We start from the raw sequence: 21458 nt of genomic DNA on the forward strand, positions 1-21458 counted from the left end.
TAATTAAATGGCACTGAATGGTACTGCTACCATTCTTTTTTACTTTTGAAAACTCTTGATAAATACAATGTATCTATCAGAATTTTATTATCAGCTTTTCCAAATTTTTAAAGAGCATATTAATTAGTTATCCCAAAGGGACACGCACTAATTAACAATCATCTGTGTGGACACTACGAACAAATAAGTTCTAAATCGTATAAGGAGGTGATCCAGCCCCAGGTTCCCCTAGGGCTACCTTGTTACGACTTCACCCCAGTCATGAATCACTCCGTGGTAAACGTCCTCCCGAGGGTTAGACTATCTACTTCTGGAGCAACCCACTCCCATGGTGTGACGGGCGGTGTGTACAAGGCCCGGGAACGTATTCACCGCGTCATTCTGATACGCGATTACTAGCGATTCCGACTTCATGGAGTCGAGTTGCAGACTCCAATCCGGACTACGACGCACTTTAAGTGATTCGCTTACCTTCGCAGGTTCGCAGCACTCTGTATGCGCCATTGTAGCACGTGTGTAGCCCTACACGTAAGGGCCATGATGACTTGACGTCGTCCCCACCTTCCTCCGGTTTATCACCGGCAGTCTCCTTAGAGTTCTCAGCATTACCTGCTAGCAACTAAGGATAGGGGTTGCGCTCGTTGCGGGACTTAACCCAACATCTCACAACACGAGCTGACGACAGCCATGCAGCACCTGTATCAGAGTTCCCGAAGGCACCAAACCATCTCTGGTAAGTTCTCTGTATGTCAAGTGTAGGTAAGGTTCTTCGCGTTGCATCGAATTAAACCACATGCTCCACCGCTTGTGCGGGCCCCCGTCAATTCATTTGAGTTTTAACCTTGCGGCCGTACTCCCCAGGCGGTCTACTTAATGCGTTAGCTTTGAAAAACAGAACCGAGGCTCCGAGCTTCTAGTAGACATCGTTTACGGCGTGGACTACCGGGGTATCTAATCCCGTTTGCTCCCCACGCTTTCGTACATGAGCGTCAGTGTTGACCCAGGTGGCTGCCTTCGCCATCGGTATTCCTTCAGATCTCTACGCATTTCACCGCTACACCTGAAATTCTACCACCCTCTATCACACTCTAGTTTGCCAGTTCGAAATGCAGTTCCCAGGTTGAGCCCGGGGCTTTCACATCTCGCTTAACAAACCGCCTGCGTACGCTTTACGCCCAGTAATTCCGATTAACGCTCGCACCCTCCGTATTACCGCGGCTGCTGGCACGGAGTTAGCCGGTGCTTCTTCTGTCAGTAACGTCACACATGATGGGTATTAACCACCACGCTTTCCTCCTGACTGAAAGTGCTTTACAACCCGAAGGCCTTCTTCACACACGCGGCATGGCTGCATCAGGCTTGCGCCCATTGTGCAATATTCCCCACTGCTGCCTCCCGTAGGAGTCTGGGCCGTGTCTCAGTCCCAGTGTGGCTGATCATCCTCTCAAACCAGCTAGGGATCGTCGCCTTGGTGAGCCATTACCTCACCAACTAGCTAATCCCACTTGGGCCAATCTAAAGGCGAGAGCCGAAGCCCCCTTTGGTCCGTAGACATTATGCGGTATTAGCAGTCGTTTCCAACTGTTGTCCCCCACCTCAAGGCATGTTCCCAAGCATTACTCACCCGTCCGCCGCTCGTCAGCAAAGTAGCAAGCTACTTTCTGTTACCGCTCGACTTGCATGTGTTAGGCCTGCCGCCAGCGTTCAATCTGAGCCATGATCAAACTCTTCAATTAAAAAGTTTTATGTCTTTCGACAGCTCAATGAATTCTGAATTTTTTAATATCTTTCGATATTGAATTGACTGTGCCGAATAATTACCGAAATAACTATTCTGTTGGTCACTCAGTTTTCAATTGAGACTCTAATTTTTTTGCCTCGCTACCTAAGTAGCTTGGCTGTTAGAACTCAATCTGTACGAGTGCCCACACAGATGATTGCTTTATATTGTTAAAGAACGTTTTGAGTCGCTTTAGCGTCTCAAGGGATGCGAATAATACACCCTTTATTTTTCGAGTCAATACTTTGTTTTAAACTTTCTTTTTAGAAGATTTAAAACCGAAGTTTTATTTAACTCTCTGAGTAGTTCGTGCTTTGCTATGCTTCAGCGTTTCCCGTCTCAGTGGGGTCGCATTATAGGGAGATTCGAGCGGGGGTCAATGTTTTATTTCAGCTTTTTGACAATTAAATGAATTTAGTATGAAAGCTATACAAATAAAGGGCTACAGGATACTTTTAGTTTAAAAAACACGCACAACATATGTATCTATTGATGAGGTATTAGTAAGGTTTAAACTAAGCTGTATGTTAAACAAACAACACACAGCTTTATTTTAAATTAAAGGTTTATTTAGATGCTATTTCCCATACGGCAATGGAGCCTGATATTTCATTTCCAACGATTAAGAGTGGGTTTCCTGTAGCACTCTGCTCTGCTGGAACGAATTCCATTCCTTCAGGCGCTAAATCGCCTGTAATATTAGCGTCTTTAATTAAGCCTCTATTATAGAAGTAGTCTTCAAACTGCACATTGTATGGATTAGTAATGTCGTACACCATAATGCCGCCCATACGCTCAAGCCCTATAAAAGCAAATGTACGATCGTCAATTTTACCAATAGTCAGCGCTTCAGGCTCTGCGCCTTTATCATCTGAACGTGAGTCACCTTTGTTTTCATCTTCATTATTGTTAAATGATTCACCATGCACAGATGCTGTTATACGTGCTATATCGTCGCCTGAATCAAAAACCACCAGCCCATTGCTATCCCAAATAGTAAAAGAACGTGCGCCATAGCCGTAAAGCGATTCGTATTGTCCGTCGTTATTGGTATCGCCTTTTATTGTTGTTACTTTTAAGCGACCAATATCATCATCGTCATTATTTAAGTAATCAAAATTAGCAGCAAGCGTTAAGTCTTCAACGCGGCTTTCATCTATATAAGCTAAGCAGCCATCGTCTTTATCGTAATCAAGTCCGCCCTTTGCTATACAGTCTGCTTCATCCGTTGTATCAAAAAAGTATTCTCTTGCGTCACCTTCGTTGGCAGTAACTATAAAGTTAGCGCCTTTCCAACTAAAGCTTGAGATAGTATCGGGCTGGTACATACCATAGAGCCCTGGGTATGATTTAAAATTCACGCCGCCGTCTTTATCTGAGGCATCAAGTTGTAAGCTTGACCAATCTTTAAAGCCTAAGCCCTTTAGCTTAAGACTGTTGTCTTGTAGGTTAACTATTGCAAGTGCATTGTTTTCTTGAATAGATACATAAGCATATTTGTTATCTTTAGAAATGCTAACGTACTCGGGCTCTAAATCCATAGCTACTGTAGTATTTATTAGATTACCGTTAATAGTACGACCATTTGGGTTTGCAAAAACTCCCCCTTGCGCTTCTAGTTCGGTTTGTTTGTTGTTATAGGCTTTAAAATCAATATTTATTGCTGTATCGGCTATTACACTATTTTTTATATCGATAATACTAATAGAACCTTCAGGATCTACGCTGTAGTCGCCACTTGGTTCACCTTCGTTAGCAACCACTGCCTTTGCGCCATCATGGGTGAACGCCACCATGTCTGGTAAAAATCCGACTGTAACATTTTTAATAAATACAGGTGAGTCGCCGCTTATATCGTAAAAAGCAATTTGACCTGCATCACCCGTGCTTTCAGCAGCCATTGCCACTGCAAGTAGATTGTTATTTTCATCAATAGCAATGCTGTTTGCATCGCCTTGGGTAAACTCGTTTAAAGGCAACGTAATAACGGATGTTAAATTTGTGCCGTTTATAACCCCTTCGTTATCTTTAACAAGTGCGGCAGTGTCAAAGGTGTCGGCGGGTAAAATATTAACAACAGCGTCATCACCTGAACTGTTAATAGCGTAAATCCATTTTTTAGATGCTTGATATGCAACTATTTCAGCTGCACCTTCTGGGTTTTGTGCATTTAATACACCTCTACCCACAAGGTAAATATTTAATGCTGAATTGGCATTTATACCATTTAACCCATTAGTCCCACCTGTGCCTTGTTCTCCCTGTAATCCTTGAGAGCCGTTTTGACCATCGTCACCATCAAGTGAGCAACCAGTAAGAACAGATATAAGTGACAGCGCAATAATTGATTTTTTAAACATGTAATTTTCCTTAGTATTGTATTTGCTAAATATCAACACACAGGCATGACAAGATTATGGCAGTTTTAATACAGCCCCTTAGCCTAAGTAATTAGCTTATACGCTAGCGGAGTTATTAAAATTAAAGCGGCCGTATAACCAAGAATTTTTACAGTCGGGGAATACTCTCGTTTAATTGCAACCCCTAGCAAAGGTCTAAGTACATCAATACGTGTAATACACCATGTAATAACACCGCAAAAAGACCAAGTCCCTGTAATAATGATGAATGGTTCAGCAACAGGCCCTAAACTTAAAGGCTGTAGTAAAAAACACAAAACAATCAAAATGCTTTGATGCAATAAATAAAAGGGAAACACCCATACATTGAGCTGTTTTAAATAGTAAGTATTAAAATTTAAAAATCGACGAGCGAGCGCAAGTACAAAAAATACACCTACAACACGTTGAATATTGTAGCTACCGATTAAAATAAAATGAGGAAGAGTAAACACCTTCTGATAACTTAATATTATAAGTACAAACAAAACCGCAAAACTCAAAGCCAGTAATACCAAATTTTTATTTAAGCAGTTCCAAAAGTAAGTGTTTTTGGCAAGTATGTATCCTGCGAGTAGCAGTATTAAGCCGTTAGTCTCTCTGATTGAATCGCCAGTTAAGTAATGGCTTGTAAATAGTACGGCAATAGTGAGCAAGGTAATTAAAAGCCCAAATGACATATCCCCTTTAACAAATGTTTTTAAAGGCGTAATAAAAGGCAAGCGTGCAAAAAGAGTTAAAACGATAATGATCAGCATAAATTGCCACAACGAGCGCAAATACCATAAGTGATTTACATCCACATTCGGCCACACCCCAGACTGATAATTAATAAAAAGCGTATTGTTAGTCTCTATAAAAGCTAAATAAAATTGCCAATAGCTAATATCAATAACACCGTGCTGTGACATTTCTGCAAACAGCTGTAAAGGCACTATTAGCCATAGTCCCACCAGCAAGGGTAATAGTAAAAAAATAGAACGGTATAAGGTGAAATGTAACCAAGATTTAAAGCTGCTTACTTTATCAATCATAAAACGCAGTGCTACGCCCGAAATAAACCAAATGAGCAACATGCGCCAAGGTGAAAACACCAACATTAAATATTCAACATACTGTGATGTATAGCTACTTTTAAAATGAAATCCCCAGTTTTCGCTATACAACATGCCAATGTGATAAAAAATTAGCGACGCAAATGCGATTACCCTAAGCCAATCAAGATAATATTTACGCGAATTAACTAATGAAGATTGTTGTACTTGAGTGCTCATGCTTTTACTACTTTATGAATGTTATGCGTTATTCATACCTAAAGCTCTCGCTAAAACTATCTATAAGTGCTTATATTACAAGCAATAGTGATAAAAGGTGGTATACAGGGATAAGCGTGCCACGTCAGCAATAAGCATACATTTATGAACCTACAGCACTTTCAACGTTTTCAAAGCATTTACGCATCAGTATTACTGTGTGCTTACGTATTAATTAATAATACAGTAAACGCTACAACCCAAATAATGGAAGCCCAAAGAGAAGGCGCTTTAACTTTTTTAATGTGGGAGCCATTTGTTTGGGAGTATTCAAGTGCCTTGAGTACTTTGCTTATATTCCCTATTTTAATTTGGTTTTTAAGACACTTATCTTTTAATTGGCAAAATATTACGGCCTCATTAGGTATGTACTTTGGTGCCTCTATTATATTTAGCGTGTTACACGTTGGTATTATGGTAGGGATTCGTAAATTCATATATTTGTTGAATGATGGGTCTTACAACTTTGGACTTAGCTGGTTTGAGCTTATTTATGAATACCAGAAAGACGCTATAAGCTTTGTGTTTTTCATTGTACTTATCAAAGTATATCAATATGTGGTACAGCAGTTACTAGGTGAAGCTTCTTCAATTGAAGAAAGTGAGCAGCAAACAACATCGACCATAAATCGCTTATTAGTTAAAAAGCTCGGTAAGGAATTCATTATAAAAATAGAGGATGTTGATTGGCTTGAATCGTCGGGTAATTATGTAAACCTACATATAGGCTCACGTATATATCCGTTAAGGGCAACACTTACAACATTGAGCAAACAACTTGAAAAGCAGGGGTTTTGTAGAATTCACCGCAGCCATGGCGTAAAACTCGATAAAGTGGAGTCCATTACACCACTACCCAGTGGCGACAGTGAAATAAAACTAACAACAGGTAAAGTACTAAACCTATCTAGACGCTATAAAGAGCAATTTAAACTAACGTTGCAATAATACAAATCAAACAAGCGATAATGGCTTACACTAAAATCAGTGGCCAAGTTTAGTTGGCCACCAGCTTATCTGACACACTTAACTGTAAATCAAGATCTGAAAGCGCATTATTTTGTTCAAACAAACTTAAAGAGGCTTGCCAAATATCGATTTGATGCTCATTTAATTGTAGTTCCAAGTTTTTAGCCTTTCACTCAGTTAAAAGGCTATTTAAATCACTGCGAATTAATATTTGCGGATTAAATAACTTTTGCGGTACATCAATTGGCTTAATTTCATCATAAGCAATCACTGTTTTTTTACCTGGCTGCATTTGATCGATTAACGACATAGAAATCACTTTAACTTTGTTGTTTCTCTCACCTCTTTCAAAGGTAGCCGTTTTGGCATGTTTGCCAGAACGAAGATACAACTCTGCTTGCAATGGAAATAAATCGGCTTTATCAACGGTAAGTTGAATTTTTTGATAGCTCGCCTTTTCTGAATAAGCCGTTAAATTAAACACTATGACAGCTTCATTCGTTTCATAAGACTCTATATCGTAATCTTGACTCCAACTAAGTGTCGCAATATCGCCCAGTGATGCCTCCCCCAATAATTTTTGTAAAGGGGTTATGCGTATTGGTCGACGGCTTTTCGGCATGAACATCCAATAATCATTTTCCTTCATCAAGACCTTTTGTCCTTGCTCTGAAGCCGTTTTAAAAACAACAAGTGATTGTTTATTGATAGATGAATAAACATCATATTGCTTTTCACTTTTTAGCTTCTCTTTATTATATGCACTGACTGTTGCCGAAATTTTTACTGACTCTGCTTCACTTCGATAAGCATCAACGTTGACAAGAGCTGCTTGCAGATCAAATCCACCTTCGTATTGTTCATTTACAGTTTGCGCAACAGCTGATACAGAAATAAGCAACAGCGCACAGATAGATATAATATTTTTAAATTTAAACATGACTTAGCGCCTCTGTAATTGATTTTGAACTGCCTTTATATGCAGCCTTTAGTGCCGCTAATACACATACCAATACCATAGTAAGTAATACAATACCTGCTACTTCCCATGAGAAAGTAATGGTTAAAGGGTAACCCTGATTGCTACCTGGCGGTGGTGGCATTTCTAAACCTAAATAAACCAATCCCCAAGCAATGAAGGCAGATGCAACAATACCTAACGCCGCGCCAATGAACCCTATCATGCTTGACTCTAATACAAAGTTACGAATAATTTCCCATTGATAAGAGCCCATTGCCGATACAGTCTCTATTTCACGGGTTCTTTCACTAACAGTCATCGCCATCGTGTTTGAAATTGAGAAGAATACAAGTAACACCATAATTCCACCTAACAGGCCAAAAATACGGTTATAAAGATCTTTTACTGACTGATAATAGAATGCGCGCTTCCACCAAGGTGTAAACTCCAATGACTGGTCACGCTTCTGATAATCTAAAACTGTTTGTTGTGTTTTACTTATGTCAAATAAGTAAACCGACAATGAGCTGACTTTCTCGGTATACAACAATGATTGCGCATCTGATAGTTTCACATAGAGCTGTCGCTTATCTAAATCTGGCACACCTGTCGTATAAATACCCCTTATTGTAAAATCCATCGCATTCAACGCACCATCTGTCGTTGTCGACATGAGCGTAATATAATCCCCCACAGTCACCTTTAAGTTGCGTGCTAGCTCCTTACCTAATACACCTAATACAACTTCTGCTTCATCTTCATTACCAAAGTTTGATAATGCTTTACCTTCTAACATTGTTAAAAAAGGCCCTTTAACCATAAACTCTTCGGGGTCTACACCCAGACCAATAAAAATTGAGCTTTTTTCACCGTTAGATACAAGACCATTGAAGTTTATGCGTGGCAATACACTTTTAATGTCTTCGTCGGTTTCAAGTTGAGCTATTAACTTTTCAATATCAGATAAACCATATTGCAGCGGTGTATCTTCTTCTTTTAGAAGTTTTTGATGTGTAATAATAAAATTACCTTCATCTCTAGCCGCTTTTTCTGCCAGTGATTGATAAGTAAATAAGGCAAAACCACTCGTCGTTAAAATAGCGGCAACGGCAACTGCAGCAACTAATATTGTGAATAATGAACGCCTACCATTTCGGCAAACGTTAAAAAATGCAAATGAGATCCAACGCATTATCCTGCCCTCCTATGAGCTTCATATGGATTAAATACCGATAAATTACCATCAGCTAGATTTAAAACACGATGACAGCGATCTGTCATACGGTGGTCATGTGTTGCTACAATAAAGGTACAACCTAGGTCATTGCCTAAATCACGCATCAGATCAATGATCATATTCGCGGTCGATGTATCTAAATTTGCGGTGGGTTCATCCGCAATCACAATCTCAGGTCGCTTAACCAATGCTCGAGCAATAGCAACACGCTGCTGTTGACCACCTGACAATTGATCTGGCCGTTTAGATATATGACCTTTTAAACCAACTTTATTAATAATATCAACAACTTTATCCATTCTTTCTCGCTTATTCATATTAAGCATTAAAAGTGGATACTCCACGTTTTCATAAACAGACATCACTGGGATCAAATTATATCTCTGGAAGATAAATCCTAGTTTTTCACGACGAATTTGTGTCATTACTTTTTTATCTTTTGAGACTGCTTTACCTGCAAGCCAAATTTCACCTTTATAGTCATCGTCAAGCAAGCCACAAATGTTTAAAAGTGTTGATTTCCCGCTACCTGAAGGGCCACATAATGCAACAGTTTCCCCTTTTTTTATCTCAGCAGATACGCCTTTTAATGCGTCGACGACGACTTCTCCAGTCTTGTAAGACTTAACAATGTTCGAAAATTTAAGCATTACAATTATCCTTTTTCAGCCTTTGAAAGGCGCGCTAGAGCGTCAGACTTGTCGATGAATAATTTCGCTCTAGTTTGATCTTCTAATTTATTTGCAGCCAATGCGGCACATCTATAAGTTGATTGTTTTAGCTGTTTATCTAACTTTGAAAATCCATCACTATCGGCCAATACTTGATTTAATAAATGAGCGCCATGTTCAGCACGATTCATCATTTTTGGTACCTGCGCAAAGGTACAGCCAGCAGTCACATAAACGCTTGCTTTAAGTGGATATGGCATTCCTTTAACTTGCTTAATTGCTTTATTTAATTTCGCAATGCCGGCTTCTGCGAATTTCACTTTTTGCCAAGGTTGACTGGTGTATCGTGCCTGCGTTGTTTCAGCACTTCCTAACATAGCTAAAACAACGGGATTTGATGCTTTATTGTTGAGTTCAGAAAGCGCGTTCACAGCAAGTTGATTTTGCTCTTGGGAGCCAGTAAGTCCCTGTTGATATGCTGTAATGACATGCGCTGGGATTTCACTTGCAGTAACTGAAGAGCTTGCTAGTACAACGCCTAAAAGCATTTTTTTAATCGTAGAAAATTGGTTCATTATCGTTATCCTGTATTGTTTCTGTTGATGAACATATCTTAAGACACAATGACCACAGAATGTTTGGCAGGCGATAATAGGTTGAATAGGGAGATAAACGGGAAATAGTAATGATGAATATACTTTGTAGTCCTTTTTTAGGGCAACGATCAAATTAGCAAGTGGAATTATGATAGTGATTAGAGCGCACTCAATACAATCAAAAAAGAGGTAAATCATGATTTACCTCTTTTACAGTATTAAATCCGCTTCAATAATGTGTTTTTCTACAAGGTAGAAGTGTATTGAAAAATAGTAGTTAGCTCATACTTTTTGTTATAAAGAGTGAGCTAACTTAGATTCTTCTATTAATGATGATTTATTCTAAATGATCAGGATAGTGAGTTCTTCTTGGATCGTAGTTAAACCAACTCAAGTTCTTTTATTTCCCTACCTATAAATATTTTTTGATAACTTAAGTCTACTTGTAAATTATATCTTTCATACAGCGACCTATGGTGGCCTTCATTGATAGCCCCACCAACTATCAATGGTGTAATCTCATTTGGTACGAGCTGCATGCCTGAGGATAAGCTTTTAATATTCTTTTTATGTAATTTCATTTCTAATTTATAGCTTAGTAACATAGTAGTACGTTATTACACCACACTAAGTTAAACATGCAATGTAAAACATTAACATTTGTACTTTTAATGTTAATATGAAATTATGATTATTTAAAATTTAAAGATGTTGATAGAAAGGAATTCCATGATAATCAATGGGTTGGTTGGAAATGCGCAAAGCGATGTGATGAGGGGTATCCTCAAAGAAATAACTCAAAAAATATCAGAAGAGATAATAAAAAAAGAGAGTGGTAATGGGCTATTAAATGGGCTGGCTGGTTACATCTTGTTTTTATACAATGCAGGTAAGTTTGAGGATATTTGTGTCGGTGATTCACTCCTAAATGAAAAAATGGAGCTTTTACAGGCTCAGTTAGCTAAGCAGTCCTTGGAGTTTAGTTCGGGATTAGCTGGGCAGGCATGGTTGTTGGAGTTTTTAAATCAATCAAATAAAGCTGATTACGATAGCGAGCTTCTTGAAAGTATAGATATTCTATTTGCTAATAGTTTGTCTCAGAATGATGTTTGGCTTGGTGAGATTGAAACAATACTAGGTCTAGCAGGTTACACACCTTATACAGCAAGACGTGCCCGTTTTACTGATCAAACAAGACTTTACAGTATTATCGTTAGAGCTTTTGAGCAAACAGCCACTTACTTTGATAATGGAAACATTACTTGGTCTCAACCCTATAAGTCGGCTTATAGGTTTAATCAAAATGATGAAAACTTACCTGAGTATAATTTAGGCTTAGCCCATGGTGTGCCAGGTATTATTGCTGCTTTAGTTCCTGTCCTATATATACCCAAACTAAAGGCAAGAGCGCGTAAGTTATTGTTAGGCAGTTGTGATTGGCTATTGACTAATCAAAACTGTAATTTAAGTAGTAACGCTTGTTTTGGCAGTTGTGCTGGTGATGGGGGAGATTCCCGTTTAGGTTGGTGTTATGGTGACTTAACAATTGCTTTGACTCTTATGCGCGCAGGGGTCGCTTTAAATATGCCTCATTATGTTGAAAGAGCACTAGGTATCGCTCGTCACGCAGCCAAGCGTGATGAAATTTCTGGTTACGTCAAGGATGCGGGGATTTGCCACGGTTACTTTGGGTTAATAATGATATTTAGCTTGTTAAATAAACTATCTCCACACCCAGATTTACAAGCAGCAATTAACTATTGGCTAAGTTTTGCTTTAGAGCAATATGAAGATAATGGAGTTAGCAGCTTTTACAGTTATAAAGGTGATGAAGGCGGTTATGAAGAGGATTTCAGTCTCTTAATGGGGTATTCAGGAATTGGGCTAGTAATTATAAGTCTTTTAAATGGTGAGTTTGGTTGGGCCGATAGTTTGCTAATTGATTAAAATACAAAAGGAAATTGGAATGACTAATAAAATAAAAAATGCTCCATTCTTTGTTGTACGTGCACCACGGTTAAGTAACGAACAACTTCTACAGTTTAATAATGCGAATGCTGATACTAATAAAATACTTGAAAGCTGGTTAGCTATGTATGGTGTTCAAGAAGCACTTTATTTAGCTAGCCCCTCGTTATTAGAACGCATAAATCTATGGCGTGAAAAACCAGACACTAAGCAAGGTAAAAAGGTATCACACGCTTTAATAAAATATATGATCCGGATGTGTTCAAGAGCAACACCGTTCGGTTTATTTTCGGGTGTAAGTAAAGGTGAGATCACTTCGGTTACAGATTTAATCTGTGGGGATTATAAAAAAGATAGCCGAAAGACTCGTTTAGACATGTTTTACCTAAATGAGCTTAAAGACTATTTTATCAAGCATACCTCGAAATCTGACACACTAAAATATAAACCAAATCCCTCTCATTATTTCATCGCGGAGCAGTGTCGTTACATAGAAGCTTACCTCTTCGATGATAGTATGCAATATCGTTTAAGCGCGGTGGAAAGTGACGAATATTTTAAATTTGCTTTAAATTTAGCAAGTACCGGGATTAGCTTTAATAACTTATGTAAGGCTTTTTGTGAGCAATATATAGATGCCGATAAAGAAGATGTAGAGTCATACATTCAAGATTTAATAGATGAAGGCATTTTAATAGCTGATATACCATTGCCATTAACTGGAGATTCTCCAGATTATGCTTTATTAAAGTCTATTCAAAATCTTAAAGAAAATATTTACGCTGATCATCTTGCTACAGTTTTGGTAAAAATAGATCATCTAGATGAAGATAACTTAGGAAGCATTGCACCATACAAGCAATTACTTACACATTTAGATAAATTGCCAATAAAAGCACAAGAAAATAAGCTGTTTCAAGCTGATATATATCGCAACTACAGTACTTGTTATTTAAGCGAAATAGAAATTAACCGCTTGCAAAAGCAACTTGAGCTACTGTCTGGTTTGAGCTTGAACGAAAGAAGCAATCCTTTATCCCCGTTTATTAACCAATTTAATGCTCGTTTTGAAGGGCAGTTTGTAGCACTTGATGTCATTTTAGATGATGAAACAGGGATTGGTATTTCAAATGAAACAGGCTATGAAGCACCTTTGGTTGCCGGCTTACACTTCGCTCGGGCTGGCGGTATTGTCAATACTCCGGCAGGTGTGAGTCTAATTGATGCAATTATTGAAGAAGCAATTAGTTTACCAAAAAATCGCAATAAAAACTGTATTGCTCTAAAAAGTAAAGAACTCAAAGTTAAAGCGACAAATACTGACGCACTAAAATATTATCCCAGCTCTTTTGCTGCAATGCTAAGTTTGTACGAAGATGATAAACACAATCCTATAATTAAGTTTAATGGCTGCTATGGGCCATCATCAGCAAATTTATTAGGCCGTTTTTGTCATTTAGATGAAAGTTTAAAAAATGCAGTGAGGGAAGAGTTAAGGCTAGAACAGGCGCATTCTCCAGATGTTATTTTTGCTGAAGTTGTACATATGCCAGAAGGGCGACCCGGTAACGTTATTGCTCGTCCGCATTTACGTGAATACGAGATTGTATTTATGGCTGACAGCAGCCTAAATGACGAATATCAAATTCATTTAAGTGATTTATATGTTTGGGTTGAAGGCCATCAGGTTAAGCTCTGGAGTAAGCGATTAAATAAACAAATTGTTCCGCGCTTGTCATGTGCACACAATTATTCTTCGCGCAGCCTTAGTGCATATAAATTTTTATGCATGCTGCAACATCAAGATGGGCGAGTACCTCAGTTTTCTATGCCGCAAAGTACAACCAGAGATAGTTTTGTACCACGGATAATGTTAGATAATTTAGTGCTTAGTGAAAAAACATGGCGCATCGATAGAAAATATCTACAAGAAGTGTTAATTGATGGCCAGCTTAATATGGATAAGCTCAATACTCTCTTAGCTACCTTCCAATTAGACCCGCAAGTTTGTTATGCAATGTTTGATAATATTTTGCAATTGGACTTGCGAAACTCAGACATGTTTGAAATTTTACTAGCAGAGACTAAAGGACAAACCAAGGTTGAATTAAAGGAGGTTTTATCTTCTAGTTTTTCCTCACGTGTAAAAGATGAACAAGGGCATCATTATAATAATGAAGTAATAGTACCTTTTAGAAATACAGCGGCAAAAGTACATAAGCACTTTGTAGGTGAGCCACTTGCAAATATATCGGCCAAGCCAATTAAAAGAAGGTTTAGTGCTGGTTCTGAGTGGCTCAGTTTAAAAATTTATAGCGGTAATTCTTTAGTTGAACAACTTCTGTGTGAGAAGTTACTTCCACTCATTGAGTCAAACAAAAACCTTTATAACAAGTGGTTTTTTATTAGATACTCAGATCCAGACTGGCATATTAGAGTTCGTTTTCATGGAAAGCCTAATATATTATGTGGTGAGTTACTACCTTTATTAAATAACCTACTTGATCCAATGATCGAAAGCGGTGAATTACATAAAGTAGAGCTAATGACATATGAGCGAGAAGTTGAGCGCTATGGTGGGCCTGAGTCCATAGCCTTGGCTGAATCTTTATTTATGTATGATAGTGAGTTAATTACAAACGCATGTTTACTAGTCGACGACCACGGTGAAGATATACGTTGGCGAATAGCATTAAATTATACACATAAGTTACTCAATCTATTTAATTACACGGATGATGAGCGTTTAAGTTTGATTAGCCGTTTACGAGATGGTTTTGGTAATGAGTTTAACGAAAATAGTATTTTACGTAAGCAGTTAGGTAGCCGTTTTCGAGAGTATCAAGATCAGTTAAATGACGACTTCATTAAGCTAAATACTGTTGATACAGATGGCCTTGATGAAACGCAAAAGTTTATTTTTAAATTACTTAAAGAATGGCAAAATAACGCTGAGCCAATTGTTAAAGCCTTAGTTAAGCTCATTAAAGAAAATAAGCTTAACTGTACACGAGATTCACTTTTAGGCTCACTTTTACACATGCATAATAACCGTATATTTAAAGCATATGGAAGAGAGCAAGAGTTTTTAATACATGATTTGCTAAGGAGAAAATACTTTTCTACAGGTAAAGCTAAATAAAAAAAGCGCGTTTAAAGTTGTAATACCTTTAAACGCGCTTATATATTTTACCAATCCTCGCTACAATAACGCTATTCAATTAAGTGTGTTTTTCAGTCAAGATTCAGTACTAATAAACTAACCTACTGAGTATTTGCACAAGAAGTGATTTACGTAATCTTCTGCACAAACATAAGACTTATTTAGCTAAAACAACGAAAAAAGGAAATTGTTTTAATGGCTCTAACAACTGTTATTCTTGCTGCGGGTAAAGGTACTCGCATGCGCTCTGCTCTACCTAAAGTTTTGCACAAAGTTGCAGGTAAACCAATGGTACAGCACGTTATTGATAATGTGATGGCATTAGGTGCAACGACTACAAACTTAGTTTATGGACATGGCGGCGAACTATTACAACAACAACTTGCCGATAACGATGTAAATTGGGTACTCCAAGCAGAACAACTCGGTACTGGCCACGCAGTAGCGCAAGCCAACTCTCATATTAACGATGAAGACACAGTATTGATTTTATACGGTGATGTACCGCTAACAAAACAATCAACACTAGAGCGTTTATTAGCCGCAACACCTAAAAATGGTTTAGCGGTATTAACGGTAAATTTGGTAAACCCAAATGGCTATGGTCGAATGCTTCGTGCCGGTGGTAAGTTAGTCGGTATTGTTGAGCAAAAAGATGCAAGCTCAGAGCAGTTACTTATTAACGAAGTAAATACAGGCATTATGGCTGTTAACGGTAAGCTATTAAAAACATGGTTGGGTAACTTATCTAACAATAATGCACAAGGCGAGTACTACTTAACAGATATCGTTGCAATGGCGCACAGTGAAGGTGTAGAAATTACTTCAGCTCAGCCAGATCATGCAATGGAAGTTGAGGGCGCAAATAACCGCGTACAACTTGCTGGTCTTGAGCGCGCTTACCAAGCATGGCAAGCGCAAGAGTTAATGTTAAATGGTGCAACACTTGCTGATCCTGCTCGTATTGATGTGCGTGGAACAGTTACCACCGGTGAAGATGTACTTATTGATATAAACGTTATTTTTGAAGGTAATGTAACCCTTGGTAGCAATGTACAAATTGGCCCTAACTGTGTCCTTAAAAACTGTACCATAGGCGATAACGTTATTATTAAAGCTAATACGCTGATTGAAGATGCCACAGTTGCAGATAAGTGTACGTTGGGTCCTTATGCTCGGCTTCGCCCAGGCGCTGTAATGGAAGAAGACTCACACATTGGTAACTTTGTTGAGATGAAAAAAACCCGTTTAGGCAAAGGCTCAAAAGCCAACCACTTAAGTTACTTAGGTGATGCTGAAATTGGCGAAAAAGTGAATATTGGCGCGGGTACTATTACCTGTAACTACGATGGTGTTAATAAATCAAAAACTATTATTGGCGATAATGCTTTTATTGGTTCTAATTCATCACTTGTTGCCCCAGTAAATATAGGTGCAACTGCAACAATTGGTGCAGGCTCTGTGATCACCAGTACCGTTGAAGATGACCAATTAGCAATAGCACGCTCTAAACAGCGTAATTTAACAGGTTGGAAACGCCCAGTTAAAAAATAATAAGCCAACACCTTTTTAAGGCGAGTTATATACTCGCTTTTTTATTGCTTATATTTTGACTATTATTTAAACTTATGGTTAACGGATTAAAAAATATACTCAAGGAAGTGTTATATGTCAGCTCATGCTCGCCGTGCTATTGCCGAAAGGCAACGTCAAAGCCAAATAAAAAGCATTCTATCAGGTAATAACCACACTCTTATTCAAATGAACTCAGAGAGTTTGTAGACTACATTATCTCTGTAAAGATGAAGCAAGGTAAATCTCGTTCAGAAGTGGTTGATTGGCTTGATGAGTTACTGGAAGAGCATAATTCACTATCAAGTAAATGGAAACGAATTAAAGATCCTTTGAAAGCAGGGGCTGGTCTATATCCTCTATTTGATGATATTAAAGCTTTAGTCATTATTGCAGAAGTAATGAAGCGCCAAGGTAATACGTTTGGTAAGTTTAAAATCAAAATATATAATGGCTCCCCCGCTATTATAATCACTTCTTACCCTGGTATCAGAGCTCATTTAACTGGAACTCATTATTTAGCAAGTAATCCTAGGCTTTTTACTATCGGCGTAGGCAAGCTAGAAGCCTCTAAAGCAATGAAAGGAGGCTTTGTAGTTAGTTTATTAATTTCAGTTACATTCCACAGTGTAGATTTGTTTTTAAATGATCAAAAAACATGGCATGACTTAGTCGCAGGTATAGCTGTCGATATGGCAGTTGTTGGAGCTGCTATAGCTACAACATTTGCAGTTACTTATTTTGCAACCGCTTTTGCTGGGGCCATTATTGTTACTACTGCTGCAATACCTCTCCTTATTGTTGTCAGTGTAGGTATAGCTTTTACTGCCTGTACTAGCTCAGACTTGATCTGACAGTTACCCATTTTTCTAATGGTGACTGTTAGTTTAGATTTGAGCTAAATTCTTTTCTGCCCAAACCGTTTTTCCATCCAGTAATGTTTCAAGTGGTGTTCGACCGCAACATACTTTTCCTTGATGAGTCCGATCATTGTTGTAGTAATCCATCCATTCGTCCAGATCTTTTTGTAGTTCTTCCATTGAATCGTACAACTTTTTGCGGAATGTGATTTGATAGAACTCGTTTAAAATCGTCTTATGGAAACGCTCACAGATACCATTTGTTTGCGGGGACATTGCTTTCGTTTTTGTATGGTCGATGTCGTTAATTGCCAAATATAGCTGATAATCATGATGCTCAACTCGCCCACAATACTCAGTTCCTCGGTCAGTTAATATTCTAAGCATAGGTAACTTATGACCTTCGAAATAAGGCAATACTTTATCATTGAGCATGTCAGCCGCTATAATTGGCGTTTTCGTTGTGTAGAGCTTCGCAAAGGCGACTTTACTGTAGGTATCCACAAAGGTTTGTTGATAGATACGACCAACACCTTTAAGGTTACCAACATAAAATGTGTCTTGTGAGCCAAGATAACCGGGATGCGCTGTTTCAATTTCACCACAGGCTTCATCGTCATGTTTTTTCTTTTCTAGCGCAGCAACTTGAGCGTCAGATAAAATAATGCCTTCATTAACGACTTTGTTTTCCAATGCTTTCAATCGTTTTTTGAAGTTTTCTAAATCGTGACGCAACCAGATTGAACGAACACCACTACCTGAGACAAACACGCCTAACTTACGAAGCTCATTGCTGGTTCTATGTTGACCGTGAGCAGGATAGTCAACTGCATAGTTAATGACGGCTTGCTCTGTTTCTTCGTCAACGCGATTCTTTATATTTGGTGTACGGCGGTTCTTTTCGATTAATGCATCAATACCACCTTCATTAACGAGTTCTTGATAACGATAAAATGTATCTCGTGATACGCCCATGACTTTACAGGCTCTTGATACATTGCCTAGTTCTTCGGCAAGGTTAAGTAAACCAGCTTTGTGTTTTATGATTGGATTGTTAGTATGCAACATGAGAGTTACCTTTTTGTTTGTTTTGATTTAAAGATTCGACACCTTTATCAAAACGGGTAACTCTCACTTTTTCAAGTTGAATTGTCAGATCTTGTCTGAACTAATACAACTTACTACTGTCTAGGTTTGAAGTGCAGTGGAATGTCTTACATTTCTGAGATACAAACAATACCACAAGAATTTAGAGTAAACATATTACCTGTTGGTTGCTCAACCGGATAACGTGCACCTCCCGCAACTTCTTTAGTAGCAACATTAGCACTACGGCCTTGTTGAGAAAGGTTTTTAATAGCTTTTTTATTCATTTTAATATTCATAATATTTTCCTTACATTTCTAATTTATTGATGGTTTCAGGGCTACAAGTAATAACTGTTGGGGGGCAAAAACCACCTACAACTTTGTCTGTCATTTTAATATCAATTACATTGAACTCTTGTAACTGTTTAAGTTTTCTTTTATTCAATTTCATACGTTGTCACCGGTTACAGCTGAATAACAATAAATGGTGGAATACAACCATTACCATTTTCATCCATATACACTCCACCAAAAATATTTGCTATCATTTCTTTATTTTGTAACTCAATCATGTTTTTACCTTTAAGTATTAATAAAAGTGAATTTTAACTTTGCTTTATACGGGTATTACTACACCCATAAGTAAGAAAATTACATCCATTCTTCAGGTGGAAATGGACGTGGATCGTTACCGTCTTCAGGGATCGCCATAGTGATCGGCCCACCAGGGACTCCAGGGCCTCCATCCTCCTTAAGGCTTAGAGTAAAATTAACATCACCTTTACCGCCAACAACTTGCTCTTCTTGTGATTTTTCTAATGAAAATGGGTGCATTTTCTTTTCCTTATTTACTTTCTCATTGATGGCATTATTGCCGTTTTTATTACGTGATACTCCGCCAAGAACTCACGTAACGTTAAAGCTTGTCTTTAACTATACAGTTTTTACTTACATCCACTCTTCAGGTGGAAATGGGCGAGGGTCGTTGCCATCTTCAGGGATAGCCATTGTAATTGGGTCTGTAGGATTGATCCCACCGCCATCCTCTGTACAACCGCCAAAATAAGTAACTTTAGAGGCAACAACGCCACCTACAACTTGCTCTTCTTGTGTTTTTTCTAATGAAAATGGGTGCATTTTCTTTTCCTTATTTACTTTCTCATTGATGGCATTATTGCCAGTTTTTATTATGTGATACCCCGCCAAGAATTCACATAACAGTAAAAAACTAATATTTGTGTTTAGCTACTTACATGATTACCGGGTTAAAGTTCTAATAACTTGACCCAAACAGTCGACCCAATTACCATTTTCGTCCCAACCTAGGCCACCATTTACATTTTTTAGTTGAACAATACTTAACTCTTTCATATATATTTCCTTTTTATCAATTATTAATGTTCTAACATGTAATCAACTATATAATCAGACATTGGAATACCTGATTGCTTTTCAAAACCAATAAACATGGGAGAAGGGTTTGCTTCTAAAAAATAATACTCACCGCTTTCGTTCCTACGCCAGTCTATAGCAGTCCAATTAAGGTATAACTCTTCAGCAATATGCTTTGCTTGGCTCTTTATTAACTCAGGTGTATCAATCACTATCAGCTTTGCATCATCATCTTCTCTAAAATCAGCCATGTCGCTTTTAAGCTCAATGGAGATAACACGCTTACCAACTACATAAGTTCGTATATTTGTCCCAGCAATAAACTCTTGTACTGTAATGGGTGATTTAGCCAATGCTGCTTCTACTCTTTCTGTTTCTAAGTGAGACTCTGTTAACATTTCAGTATGCGCGCCACCGAAAACAGGCTTAAAAATACTTTGCTCTAAATTTTTATATGCAAACTTTATATCTTCTATGTTGTTACCAACATAGGTTTGTGGAATTTTAACGCCCAAATTTTTTATTTTTTGTAATTGATAGGGTTTTTCTTGATGATGCTGAAAAGCCTCCCAGCCATTAACCCACTTAGTGCCATTGTCTAAGTAAAACCATGTTCTTAAACAGGCCATGCTATCCTTTGCTGCAATACCCTGCTCAGTCATATAAGTGGCTCGAGTCTCCTCATCGGACACACCCGAAAAGCTACGCCAAAACACGGCTTTAATATCACTTAAATTAATCAGCGTGCCGCATCTTAAAGTTAAACTGCCATTGCCATCATTAGGTGAAAAACTAAACTTTATTTTTTTTGGAAAGTCATGTGTTTGCAGTAAGTATGCTTCAACACCACGCATTTTTAACTTTTCAAGTATTTGCTGGGCATGCTCATCATGTGACTGCCCAATAACAATATAAGCCATTTATAAACCCTATTAGTTAAGTGTGTAATAATCTAAATTACTTATGTCGCTTTCCGCGATATTAAATATTTGGCAGCTATTACTTATAACACCGTCTGAATCCAAATAACTGTCAATACAGTCGGCTGCAATTTGCTTATCTAAAAAACGCTCTAATTCATATTCTGATTGGAAGTACTTAGCCATTTTGTTATTCCTATTTTATTATTTTTGGCTGCAACAACTACGCTTTCAAATATGCATATTAAATCAGCCAATTACTGGTTTAGAATTCAAATTCATGTCGCTCAATGTTTTCGACGGGATTAATAATGAGTTTATTTTTTAAAGATTGCAAAAAACCAAAAAAAAACATAAAGCAATGTAAATCAACACTTTATATTTAAATGTTATTTTATTATAATTTCATTTTATGCTCTAAATATGAAATAGCGTGGTTTGTAAGCGCTGCATATTGTTTAATTAGTTGGTGAATTGAGCGGGGCCGTTTCAACTATGAGTAGCAATGTTTAAAGTTCAGGAAATGACTATTCATGAATAAAGTAAACGCTTTTTTATAGGTATAAGCA

The 21458-nt window shown here is 37.9% G+C and carries 19 protein-coding genes and 1 rRNA gene; 5 read left to right on the plus strand and 15 right to left on the minus strand.

Annotated elements, in window-relative coordinates:
* Window positions 1–200: 200 nt before the first annotated feature.
* The 3 genes from AOR04_RS17395 to AOR04_RS17405 form a co-directional block, all read right to left on the minus strand.
* Window positions 201–1736, minus strand: a 16S ribosomal RNA gene (locus AOR04_RS17395).
* A 610-nt stretch (window positions 1737–2346) separates the two neighbouring features.
* On the minus strand, window positions 2347–4140 hold the full coding sequence (locus tag AOR04_RS17400; RefSeq protein WP_096794031.1) for a choice-of-anchor I family protein: 1794 nt from the start codon (window positions 4138–4140) through the stop codon (window positions 2347–2349).
* Between the two features lie 83 nt (window positions 4141–4223).
* Window positions 4224–5453: an acyltransferase family protein gene (locus AOR04_RS17405; protein ID WP_096794032.1), complete on the minus strand. Its 1230-nt coding sequence runs from the start codon at window positions 5451–5453 to the stop codon at window positions 4224–4226.
* 144 nt (window positions 5454–5597) lie between these two features.
* Between AOR04_RS17405 and AOR04_RS17410 the strand changes: the two genes are divergently transcribed.
* Window positions 5598–6440, plus strand: a complete 843-nt coding sequence (locus AOR04_RS17410) for a LytR/AlgR family response regulator transcription factor (protein WP_096794033.1) — start codon at window positions 5598–5600, stop codon at window positions 6438–6440.
* A gap of 49 nt (window positions 6441–6489) precedes the next feature.
* Here AOR04_RS17410 and AOR04_RS22040 read toward each other — a convergent pair whose 3' ends face one another.
* From AOR04_RS22040 to AOR04_RS17430, 5 genes are read right to left on the minus strand one after another with little or no spacing between them, the layout of a single operon-like run.
* On the minus strand, window positions 6490–6618 hold the full coding sequence (locus AOR04_RS22040; RefSeq protein ID WP_007379052.1) for a hypothetical protein: 129 nt from the start codon (window positions 6616–6618) through the stop codon (window positions 6490–6492).
* Window positions 6619–6630: 12 nt separating this feature from the next.
* Complete coding sequence (locus tag AOR04_RS17415; RefSeq protein ID WP_008137622.1) at window positions 6631–7401, minus strand: outer membrane lipoprotein-sorting protein; 771 nt, start codon at window positions 7399–7401, stop codon at window positions 6631–6633.
* Complete coding sequence (locus AOR04_RS17420; protein ID WP_096794034.1) at window positions 7394–8614, minus strand: ABC transporter permease; 1221 nt, start codon at window positions 8612–8614, stop codon at window positions 7394–7396. Before AOR04_RS17420 ends, AOR04_RS17415 begins: the two co-directional genes overlap by 8 nt.
* Complete coding sequence (locus AOR04_RS17425) at window positions 8614–9309, minus strand: ABC transporter ATP-binding protein (protein ID WP_096794035.1); 696 nt, start codon at window positions 9307–9309, stop codon at window positions 8614–8616. Before AOR04_RS17425 ends, AOR04_RS17420 begins: the two co-directional genes overlap by 1 nt.
* A 5-nt stretch (window positions 9310–9314) precedes the next feature.
* Window positions 9315–9905, minus strand: a complete 591-nt coding sequence (locus AOR04_RS17430) for a hypothetical protein (protein ID WP_096794036.1) — start codon at window positions 9903–9905, stop codon at window positions 9315–9317.
* 750 nt (window positions 9906–10655) lie between these two features.
* Here AOR04_RS17430 and AOR04_RS17440 point away from each other — a divergent pair.
* The 4 genes from AOR04_RS17440 to AOR04_RS17455 all read left to right on the plus strand — a co-directional run bounded on the left by AOR04_RS17440 (window position 10656) and on the right by AOR04_RS17455 (window position 17483).
* Window positions 10656–11873 (plus strand): lanthionine synthetase C family protein, encoded by a 1218-nt coding sequence (locus AOR04_RS17440; RefSeq protein WP_096794038.1) that lies wholly within the window; start codon window positions 10656–10658, stop codon window positions 11871–11873.
* A 19-nt stretch (window positions 11874–11892) separates the two neighbouring features.
* The gene (locus AOR04_RS17445; RefSeq protein ID WP_096794039.1) at window positions 11893–15036 is read left to right on the plus strand and encodes a lantibiotic dehydratase; all 3144 of its coding nucleotides are present in this window, start codon (window positions 11893–11895) and stop codon (window positions 15034–15036) included.
* Between the two features lie 216 nt (window positions 15037–15252).
* Window positions 15253–16611 carry a bifunctional UDP-N-acetylglucosamine diphosphorylase/glucosamine-1-phosphate N-acetyltransferase GlmU gene (gene glmU, locus AOR04_RS17450; protein WP_096794040.1) on the plus strand — a complete coding sequence of 453 codons (1359 nt, stop codon included), beginning with the start codon at window positions 15253–15255 and terminating at the stop codon, window positions 16609–16611.
* Between the two features lie 248 nt (window positions 16612–16859).
* Window positions 16860–17483 (plus strand): hypothetical protein, encoded by a 624-nt coding sequence (locus AOR04_RS17455; protein ID WP_232525491.1) that lies wholly within the window; start codon window positions 16860–16862, stop codon window positions 17481–17483.
* Window positions 17484–17516: 33 nt separating this feature from the next.
* Here the strand turns inward: AOR04_RS17455 and AOR04_RS17460 are convergent, their stop codons facing one another.
* The 7 genes from AOR04_RS17460 to AOR04_RS21630 form a co-directional block, all read right to left on the minus strand.
* A complete protein-coding gene (locus AOR04_RS17460) occupies window positions 17517–18557 on the minus strand; it encodes an IS481 family transposase (protein ID WP_096794041.1) in 1041 nt (346 codons plus the stop codon).
* Window positions 18558–18703: 146 nt separating this feature from the next.
* Complete coding sequence (locus tag AOR04_RS21620; RefSeq protein WP_157770559.1) at window positions 18704–18874, minus strand: hypothetical protein; 171 nt, start codon at window positions 18872–18874, stop codon at window positions 18704–18706.
* A gap of 10 nt (window positions 18875–18884) precedes the next feature.
* Window positions 18885–19028 (minus strand): hypothetical protein, encoded by a 144-nt coding sequence (locus tag AOR04_RS21625; RefSeq protein ID WP_157770560.1) that lies wholly within the window; start codon window positions 19026–19028, stop codon window positions 18885–18887.
* 200 nt (window positions 19029–19228) lie between these two features.
* Window positions 19229–19411 carry a hypothetical protein gene (locus AOR04_RS17465; protein ID WP_096794042.1) on the minus strand — a complete coding sequence of 61 codons (183 nt, stop codon included), beginning with the start codon at window positions 19409–19411 and terminating at the stop codon, window positions 19229–19231.
* Window positions 19412–19525: 114 nt separating this feature from the next.
* Entirely contained in the window at window positions 19526–19714 is a 189-nt protein-coding gene (locus tag AOR04_RS17470; RefSeq protein ID WP_096794043.1) for a hypothetical protein, read from the minus strand.
* A gap of 257 nt (window positions 19715–19971) precedes the next feature.
* A complete protein-coding gene (locus tag AOR04_RS17475) occupies window positions 19972–20889 on the minus strand; it encodes an ATP-grasp domain-containing protein (protein ID WP_096794044.1) in 918 nt (305 codons plus the stop codon).
* Window positions 20890–20901: 12 nt separating this feature from the next.
* Window positions 20902–21075, minus strand: a complete 174-nt coding sequence (locus AOR04_RS21630; RefSeq protein WP_157770561.1) for a hypothetical protein — start codon at window positions 21073–21075, stop codon at window positions 20902–20904.
* Window positions 21076–21458: the final 383 nt, after the last annotated feature.

This window comes from Pseudoalteromonas sp. 1_2015MBL_MicDiv (assembly GCF_002407505.1).
Classification (GTDB): domain Bacteria; phylum Pseudomonadota; class Gammaproteobacteria; order Enterobacterales; family Alteromonadaceae; genus Pseudoalteromonas; species Pseudoalteromonas fuliginea.